The sequence below is a fragment of the Variovorax sp. YR752 genome (assembly GCF_943372545.1).
Map to the genome: position 1 here is coordinate 1 of NZ_CALRZC010000039.1, position 7494 is coordinate 7494.

Here is a 7494-nt window from a genome sequence, read left to right on the forward strand (position 1 = left end):
GCGTGCGCACGCACAACCACAGCCTGCCGTACTCGCACCTCGGGCCGCTGTACCGGTTGCCGGCGGAAGCGGGCCGCCCGGCCGGCTGGCATGCCCTGACCGACCCCAACGTGGCGAATGCACGCGCGCTCGACCAGATCCTCGCGGTGGCAAAAGCGCGCGACATCGGCGGCTTCGAACAGGCCGTGGCGCGCAACCGCGGCATCACCGCGCACCTGATCGCGGGCGACAGCCAGGGGCAGGCGATGTACATCGAGTCGGGGCCGCTGCTCGACATCGGCGATGCCGCATTGCGCGACTGCGCCGTCGTGCCGCCACCCGACGACGCCACGGTGCCGGGCGCGCTCGACGGCCGCCGCAGCGCCTGCGCCGTGCGCGATGTCGACGGCCGGCCGCGCCTGGCACCGGCGAGCCGTCTTCCGGCGCTCGCCACGCGCGGCATCGTGCAGAACGGCAACGACAGCTACAGCCTCTCGCTGGTGGGCCGTCAGCTCGACGGCTACTCATTGCTGCTCGGCAGTCCGAAGGCGGCACCCGGCGCGCGCACGCTGATGTCGCAGCGGCAGATCGAAGACAGCCTGGCCGATGGCCGCATCGACGTGGCAGAAGCCACCGACATGGTGTTCGGCAATCGCAACTACCTGGCCGAGACCACGCTCGATGCCGTGCTGGCCGCCTGCACCAGCGCCAAGGGCGATGCCACGGTGCAGCGCGCCTGCGGCATCCTGGCCGCGTGGGACCGGCGCCACAACGTCGACAGCCGCGGCACCTTGCTGTTTGTCGAATTAGGTTCGCGACTCGACAACGTGCCGGGCCTGTATGCGCAACCCTACGACCCGGCGCACCCGTTCCGTGTGCGGCCGGTGTCGTCGGCGCCGGGCGTGACGGCGGGCATCGTCGCGGCCGTCCGCGACACGGCGGATGCGCTCGCGGCGTTGGGGTTGCGTGGCGACGAGCGATGGGGCGACATGCTGGCGCGGCCCACGCCGCGCGGCCGCGTGCCGCTGCATGGCGGCCCGGGCGGGCAGGGCGTGCTCAATGCGCTCGAGGGTGCGCCGCTCACGAAAGAGGGCTACGGCGACATCATGGCTGGCACGTCGTACGTGCATGTGGTCACGTGGGCGCAGGGCCAGCCGGTGGCGCGTGTGATGATGGCGGGCGGGCAGTCGAGCGATCCGGCGTCGCCGCACCACGACGATCAGCTCGAACTTTTTTCGCGCAAGCAGCTGGTGACGCCGCCGTTCACCGAGGAAGAGATTGCGGCCGACCCGAAGCTGGAGCGGCGCATATTGCGGGAGTAGAAATGTTGCCAGGCGCCGGGCCTGGCAACGCCGCTCACACCGTCATGTTCTGTTCAACGTCGAGCGTCTTGCGGCGCGCCATCGCCAGGTTCGACTTGGCCTTGTCCAGCACCAGGTAGACGAACAGGCCTTCCTTCTTCAGCATCGGGCGGATGATGTGGTACTGCTTGCCGAGCGTGATCAGCATGTCTTCGATCACGTCGTTCAGGCCCAGGTCGCGCATGGTGCGCAGCTTGGCGCGGACCACTTCGGTGTTGCCCGCAGCGGCCACTTCGAGGTCGACGCCCGCGCCGATCTGGCCGAGGATCATGCCGCTGCTCGAATCGACCAGCGCCGCGCACAGGGCGCCGTCGCAGGTCATCAGTTCGTCCATGGATTGCTTGATATTTGCCATCGAAATCTCCTAGTCCTCGCCCCTGAAAGTCGGCGGCCACCCGGGCGAAGGGGATGGGCGGCCACCGGTGTCGAATGGGTGTTGTGGTGCGCCGGCGTGCGGCGCCCGCGTCAGGCGTGCTGCAGCAGCTGCGTTGCCTGTTTCGCGAAGTAGAGGACCTGGCCGATGATGGCGTCGCGGCTGGTGACCACGCTCACGATCAGCGTCATCTCGGGGTGCCGCGCCTGCAGCATCAGGATGTGGCCGTGGGTGGCCTCGATGGCCACGTTGTCGCAATGGCCCAGCTGGCTTTCCTCGCCGGCCACGGCGCCCAAAGCGGCGAGCGAACTGGCAATGGCCGACAGGCGCGCGACCTGCGCGGTGTTCTCGACGCGCGCGGCCAGCTCGAGGCCGTCTTCGGTGGAGATCACCACGGCCTTCACGCCTTTGATTTCCCGCATCAGGGTGTCGATGGCCGATTCCGCTGCAAGCCTGATTCTTGGAGTGATGTTCATTGCTGCCTGAATGGAAGAAAGAGAAGAAGGGGAACGCGCCGCGGCGTCAGACCTCGAGCTGGAGCAGGAGCAGCTCCAGCAGCTGCACGACCTGCTGCGGATCGGTCACGTTGGCCGGCAGCACCGGGCACACGACGCCCTTGGCTTCCATGCGCCGGGCGTAGGCGTCGAGGCCGGGGCTCGGGTGGTGTTCCATGCGGCCCACGGCGACCACGCAGGCGGTCTGCGCGATCAGCTCGGCAAAGCCATCGAGGTAGATGTCGAGGTCGGCCAGCGGGTCGGGGCGGCTGTTGTCCACGAGGATCACCACGCCGAGCGCGCCGCGGCCCAGGATGCGCCACATGAAGTCGAAGCGCATCTGGCCGGGCGTGCCGTACAGGCGCAGCTTCTCGCCGTTGTCGAGCGTGAGTTCGCCGTAGTCCAGCCCGACCGTGGTGGTGGCCTTGGCGACCGAGGTGTCGCTGTTGCGCACGTCGGTGCTCACGGGCGGGATCTCGCTCACGCCGGCGATGGCCGTGGTTTTGCCGGCGCCCATGGTGCCGGTGAAGAGGATCTTGTGTTCTACGGTCATTGAGGGCCTGGCGGCTGCAAGCCGAGTCGGTTCCTGATGCGTGCCAGCAGGCCGGGCTGCACGGCGTCGCGCGTCGGTGCCGGGAAGCGGCTGTCGGGAAAGACGCTGTCGGGGGCCGATGCGGCCACAAGAACGCCGGGGCTGGCGGCGCGTTCGAGCAGGCCCGCGCGCTGCAGGTCGGCCAAAAAGTCCGCGCACTCCTGGCGCGTGGCGGGCGAGCGCTGCTGAAGCGACAGCACCGACGCTGGCCGGTTGGTCATCAGCGTGGCCAGCCGCAGGCGGATCGGCGCTTCGAGCACGGCGGCCGGCGGCCAGCGCAGCATGCGGAATTCTTCGTGCTCGCCCATCGGCACCTCGGTCACGGCCAGCCCCAGGCCGCGGGCGTGGACCACCATCGCGCCGAGGCGGTTGAGCACCACTTCCAGCGCATCGGTGTGCAGCGGCAGGGCCAGGAAAGGGCCACGCTGCGGGTCGGCGTGGGCGACGGTCAGCGTGGGCACCGCCGGCTGGGGCGAGGCCGCTGCGATCGCGATCTGCGCGCCGACGACCCGCAGATCGGCCTGTTCAGCCTTCCACGACCAGTTCTGGTGGGTCCGGTGGTCGAGCAGCCGGATCAGCGACTTGAGCAGTACTTCTTCGCGGTGCTGCAGCCCTTCGACGCTGAAGCTCAGCAAGGCTCGTTGACCTTTGGGAACAGTGTTAGCGCCCGTCATGGTTCCTCCGGACGCTGCAGTTCGACGCCCGATCGTCCGAACGATGTGTGCTCAACCGTATCGAAAGCGCCGATTCGTGGCGGCATCGCCGTTCTATTTGCAACTTGAGAACTCACTGGAGGAAGTTGGGCGGGGCGCCGATCTCAATGCCGAGTCAGAGAACTAAAGTTTTCTGTTTGAATTGTTATGTGAAAATATAACAGTTGTTGCAAATAAAAACACAAGATTACGAACAACTGTTTTCGGTGGGTCGCGGACGCGACAAAGCCTCGCGGGCCGCTGGGCGGCGCGCGAGGCGTCAGAGGGGGGTGGTGAAAAAGGCGGGCGCGCAGAACGGCGCCCGCCGGGGCGTCAGTTCGCCAGTTGCGCCTGCAGGTCGACCACTTGTCGGCGCAGGTCCGCGTTCTCGGCCGTGAGTTCGGCCACGCGCTGTTCCAGTTGCCGGACAGCGTCGAGCGACGCCGGTTCGGCGCCATCTTCGGTTTCGGGCGCGGCTTCGCGCGGCTTGCGCTTGGCTTCGCGCACGCGCTTGGCGGCCTGCTTGAGCTCGTCCTTGCCGGCGTTGGCGGCCGTTACCTGCTCTTCGGCAGGCAGGGAGGCGACGGCTGCGGCCGTGTTGATCGAGATCACGCCTGATTTCACGGCCGCCACCAGCTCGGGCGCGGCCTGCTTCTGGATCTTCTCGATCATCGTGACCTGGCTGCTGCTCAGGCGCGCGGCGCGGGCGATGGCCTCGCGGCTGTTCATCGGCACGGGCGGCGGCAGGGCCTCGTCGGACGCGGGAGACGCAGTCGAAGCGGGCGCGTCGTCGACATCGAAGGGCGGGTCGTCCGACGTGGTCGGGGTGGTGGCGGTGCTGCGGGCGCGGCGCTCGTCCACGATGTCCTTCTTGCGCAGCGCCAGCACGCCGCGCAGGTAGTCGGAGATGCTGCGGCGGCCCAGGTGCTGGTCGATCATCCACAGGTGCACGTCCTGCAGCGTCTTGAAGCGCGTGTTCTGTACGGTCTGGAAGGGCAGGCCGTGCTTCTGGCAGATGCCGTAGCGGTTGTGGCCGTCCACCAGCACGTTCCCCCACAGCACCAGCGCGTCGCGGCAGCCTTCGTTGAGGATGCTGCGTTCGAGGGCTTCGTACTCCTCCGGCGTCAAGGGATCGATATAGGCTTTGAGTTCTTCGTTGACGACGATGTTCATGGGTACGGGAGCAATGTAAGGGGCGGAATTTTAGGTGTCTCGGTTTCGGCCGCTCGAACGTCTAGGCAGGGAGAGAGACAGAAAGGGGCACCTGTGAAAAACCAGGCCCTCTTCCGTCATCAAATGGTAATAGTTCTTATTTGCATCTTCGCCCTTGAACACTTCAGGAGTACCCATGGATCTGTCGCTTTCCCCGTCCGCGCCCACGCTGGGGGAGGTCTTCATCGCGAACCGTGCCCAGCTCCAGCGCGTCGCGCAAAAGATCGTCCGGACCGCCGACCTGGCCGATGAAGTCCTGCAGGACGCCTACCTCAAGCTCGCCGACGGCGCTTCGGTGCGCGATGTCCGCAAGCCGCTCGGCTATTGCTGCCAGGTGGTGCGCAACGTGGCGGTCGACTACCACCGCCACCATTCCGTCGAGGCCAGCTACCGCACCTACTGCGACGACGTCGAACTCGTGAGCCCACCCAGCAGCAACGACGCGCCCGACCGCGTGCTCGGCGGGCGGCAGGCGCTGGTGGCCATCGACCGCGTGCTCGAAGCGCTGGCGCCGCGCACCCGCCTCGCGTTCGAACTCAACCGCCTCAGTGGCCTGACGCAGCGCGAGATCGCCACGCGCCTGGGCTGCTCCGCCACGCTCGTGAACTTCATGATCAAGGACGCCGACGCCGCACTCGAAAGCTGCCGCTACCTCGTGCAGGCCGCCTGAGTTTTCCGACGCACCGCATCGGCGCTACGATGGCCGCCGATGAGCAGCAGCAACGACCCGCAAAGCGACCCCACCTGGCAGACTGCCTGGGCGTGGGTCCGCCGCCAGCACGCCGGTGAGGGCGCCCTCGATGCTGACGCGAGCGCCGAGCTCGCGCAATGGCTCGCCGCCGATCCCGCCCATCGCCAGACCTACGCCGAGGCGGCCCGCCTCTGGCTGCTCGTCGGCCTGGTGCCGCCCGCGCACGACGTCCCTTCGCCGGACGCCGAAGACGCGGCCCGCTAGTCCGTTCCCTCTTTTTTTCGCAGCTCCCACAGCGGCCCTCGCCGCCGCGCAGCCGTTCGCGGTTTTCATGCACCGAGGACTAAACACCCGGCCTCGCGGCGCGTCTTGTATCGCAAGGGCAAACCCTGCCCGTCATTGCACTTACCAAGAGGACCGCCCATGTCTACCAGCTGTTTCGACCGCGAGGACGAGACCTTCATCGTGCTCGTCAACCACGAAGCGCAATATTCCATCTGGCCGCACTGGAAGGCCGTGCCCGGCGGCTGGACTGCCGTCGACGGCGTCAAGGGCGACAAGAAGACCGTGCTCGACTACGTCGAAGCGCAGTGGACCGACATGCGCCCGAAATCGTTGCGCGACTGGATGGCCGCGCAGCAGCAGACCGACAACGCTTCCGCTTCCGCCTGACGCACATGCAGGCATCGCTGCCCCTGCTGTGCCTGCCTTGCGCGGGCGCCAGCGCCACCATGTACCTGCGCTGGCGGCATGCGCTGCCGCGCTGGATCGAGGTCGTGCCGGTCGAGCTGCCGGGCCGCGGCGGGCGCCTGGGTGAAAGCTTCGTCGAAAACTTCGACCGCATGGTCGCGCAACTGTGCGCCGAGCATGAAGCCGTGCTGCGCGGGCGCTACGCGCTCTTCGGCCACAGCATGGGCGCGTTGCTCGCCTGGGGCATGGCGCAGCACTGGCGGCAACAGCACCGGCCGTTGCCGAGCGCGCTGATCGTCTCCGGCAGCGCGGCACCTTCGCAGCGCGACCCCGACCGCTTCCTCGACATCACCGACGACGCGGCCCTCATCGCCGACCTGCGCAAGCAGGGCGGCACGCCCGACGAGCTGTTCGACAGCCCCGAGCTGCTGCGCATGACGCTCGACACCCTCGGTGCCGACTACCGCCTGTGCCGCAGCTTCGCGCACACCGACCCCGCACCGTTGCCCGTGCCGCTGCATGTGCTGGCCGGCCGCCAGGACGACATCGCTCCGTGGCGCATGCAGGCCTGGGCCGGCGAGACCGTGCATGCGCGCTTCACGCTCGACTGGTTCGAGGGCGGCCATTTCTTCATCCGCCAGCACGAGACCTCCGTGCTGGCCGCGCTGGCGCGGCACCTCGCACCGGCGGTGATGGCGGGAGGCGTCGATGCGGCTCATGCCTTGGCATGAGCCGTTGCCGCCGGGCATCGCGTTGCTCCGCCTGGACCTCGACCTTGCGGCGGAGGACGGCGATGCCTGGGCCGACCTCACGCCCGACGAACACGCACGCGCTAGCCGCTTCGCCCGCCGCGCCGACCGCGTGCGCTTCGCCCACACCCGCGCCGCCGTGCGCCGCCTGATCGCGCAGCGCCTCGCCTGCCGTCCGGTGGACGTGCCGCTGCGTGCCGACGCGCATGGCAAGCCCTTCGTCGAGGCTGGCGGTGACAAGGCGGCGCCGCTCTTCAACATCTCCCACGCCGGCGATCACGCGCTCATCGCGCTGGCCGATCCGGTGCGCGTGCGCTGCGTGGGCGTTGACATCGAAGCCTGCGCGCGCGACCTCATGGCCGACGCCGATGCGTTGCTCGCCATGGCCTTCACCGCACGCGAGCAGCGCGAAATCCGCAGCGACGCCGACCTGCCGCGCGCCTTCTACCGACGCTGGGTCGGCAAGGAGGCCGTGCTCAAGGCCGCCGGTGTCGGCATGGCCGAGCACCTGCAAAGCGTCGGCATCCACCCCGACGCCCACGGCGCGCTCGCCGTCGACTGCGCCGTGCCCGCGTGGGCCGGCATCGAAGCGATGGCGCTGTCCGCGCCGCCGGGCTACGCCGCCGCGCTGGCCTGGCACACCAAGGAACAACCCCTGTGA

The 7494-nt window shown here is 68.4% G+C and carries 11 protein-coding genes; 6 read left to right on the forward strand and 5 right to left on the reverse strand.

Annotated features, from left to right (window positions below; all coding sequences use genetic code 11):
- Nucleotides 1–1301, forward strand: a 1301-nt coding sequence (locus tag AAG801_RS12035; protein WP_341888579.1) for a penicillin acylase family protein, incomplete at its 5' end; no start/stop codon positions are given.
- Nucleotides 1302–1335: 34 nt separating this feature from the next.
- Here AAG801_RS12035 and AAG801_RS12040 read toward each other — a convergent pair.
- From AAG801_RS12040 to AAG801_RS12060, 5 genes are all read right to left on the reverse strand, one after another.
- Entirely contained in the window at nucleotides 1336–1695 is a 360-nt protein-coding gene (locus AAG801_RS12040; protein WP_101489402.1) for a hypothetical protein, read from the reverse strand.
- A gap of 110 nt (nucleotides 1696–1805) precedes the next feature.
- On the reverse strand, nucleotides 1806–2135 hold the full coding sequence (locus tag AAG801_RS12045) for a hypothetical protein (protein WP_225616761.1): 330 nt from the start codon (nucleotides 2133–2135) through the stop codon (nucleotides 1806–1808).
- A 100-nt stretch (nucleotides 2136–2235) separates the two neighbouring features.
- Complete coding sequence (locus AAG801_RS12050) at nucleotides 2236–2760, reverse strand: ATP/GTP-binding protein (protein WP_341888580.1); 525 nt, start codon at nucleotides 2758–2760, stop codon at nucleotides 2236–2238.
- Nucleotides 2757–3434, reverse strand: a complete 678-nt coding sequence (locus AAG801_RS12055) for a hypothetical protein (RefSeq protein WP_341888581.1) — start codon at nucleotides 3432–3434, stop codon at nucleotides 2757–2759. The genes AAG801_RS12050 and AAG801_RS12055 overlap by 4 nt, the downstream gene beginning before the upstream one ends.
- Nucleotides 3435–3824: 390 nt before the next feature.
- A complete protein-coding gene (locus AAG801_RS12060) occupies nucleotides 3825–4664 on the reverse strand; it encodes a plasmid replication/partition related protein (RefSeq protein WP_341888582.1) in 840 nt (279 codons plus the stop codon).
- A gap of 175 nt (nucleotides 4665–4839) precedes the next feature.
- On the opposite strand from AAG801_RS12060, the gene AAG801_RS12065 reads away from it, so the two are divergent.
- The 5 genes from AAG801_RS12065 to AAG801_RS12085 all read left to right on the forward strand — a co-directional run bounded on the left by AAG801_RS12065 (nucleotide 4840) and on the right by AAG801_RS12085 (nucleotide 7494).
- Nucleotides 4840–5373 (forward strand): sigma-70 family RNA polymerase sigma factor, encoded by a 534-nt coding sequence (locus tag AAG801_RS12065; RefSeq protein WP_099791604.1) that lies wholly within the window; start codon nucleotides 4840–4842, stop codon nucleotides 5371–5373.
- Nucleotides 5374–5412: 39 nt separating this feature from the next.
- Nucleotides 5413–5658: a DUF4880 domain-containing protein gene (locus AAG801_RS12070; RefSeq protein ID WP_341888583.1), complete on the forward strand. Its 246-nt coding sequence runs from the start codon at nucleotides 5413–5415 to the stop codon at nucleotides 5656–5658.
- A 159-nt stretch (nucleotides 5659–5817) separates the two neighbouring features.
- A complete protein-coding gene (locus tag AAG801_RS12075; protein ID WP_341888584.1) occupies nucleotides 5818–6066 on the forward strand; it encodes an MbtH family NRPS accessory protein in 249 nt (82 codons plus the stop codon).
- Between the two features lie 5 nt (nucleotides 6067–6071).
- Nucleotides 6072–6815: an alpha/beta fold hydrolase gene (locus AAG801_RS12080; protein WP_341888585.1), complete on the forward strand. Its 744-nt coding sequence runs from the start codon at nucleotides 6072–6074 to the stop codon at nucleotides 6813–6815.
- Nucleotides 6802–7494 (forward strand): 4'-phosphopantetheinyl transferase superfamily protein, encoded by a 693-nt coding sequence (locus AAG801_RS12085; RefSeq protein WP_341888586.1) that lies wholly within the window; start codon nucleotides 6802–6804, stop codon nucleotides 7492–7494. Before AAG801_RS12080 ends, AAG801_RS12085 begins: the two co-directional genes overlap by 14 nt.

What these genes read in the sequence shown, in the direction of transcription:
- AAG801_RS12040 (WP_101489402.1), bottom strand. Translation starts at nt 1,695, where the DNA reads ATGGCAAATATCAAGCAATCCATGGACGAACTGATGACCTGCGACGGC.
- AAG801_RS12045 (WP_225616761.1), bottom strand. Translation starts at nt 2,135, where the DNA reads ATGCGGGAAATCAAAGGCGTGAAGGCCGTGGTGATCTCCACCGAAGAC.
- AAG801_RS12050 (WP_341888580.1), bottom strand. Translation starts at nt 2,760, where the DNA reads ATGACCGTAGAACACAAGATCCTCTTCACCGGCACCATGGGCGCCGGC.
- AAG801_RS12060 (WP_341888582.1), bottom strand. Translation starts at nt 4,664, where the DNA reads ATGAACATCGTCGTCAACGAAGAACTCAAAGCCTATATCGATCCCTTG.
- AAG801_RS12065 (WP_099791604.1), top strand. Translation starts at nt 4,840, where the DNA reads ATGGATCTGTCGCTTTCCCCGTCCGCGCCCACGCTGGGGGAGGTCTTC.
- AAG801_RS12070 (WP_341888583.1), top strand. Translation starts at nt 5,413, where the DNA reads ATGAGCAGCAGCAACGACCCGCAAAGCGACCCCACCTGGCAGACTGCC.
- AAG801_RS12075 (WP_341888584.1), top strand. Translation starts at nt 5,818, where the DNA reads ATGTCTACCAGCTGTTTCGACCGCGAGGACGAGACCTTCATCGTGCTC.
- AAG801_RS12080 (WP_341888585.1), top strand. Translation starts at nt 6,072, where the DNA reads ATGCAGGCATCGCTGCCCCTGCTGTGCCTGCCTTGCGCGGGCGCCAGC.
- AAG801_RS12085 (WP_341888586.1), top strand. Translation starts at nt 6,802, where the DNA reads ATGCCTTGGCATGAGCCGTTGCCGCCGGGCATCGCGTTGCTCCGCCTG.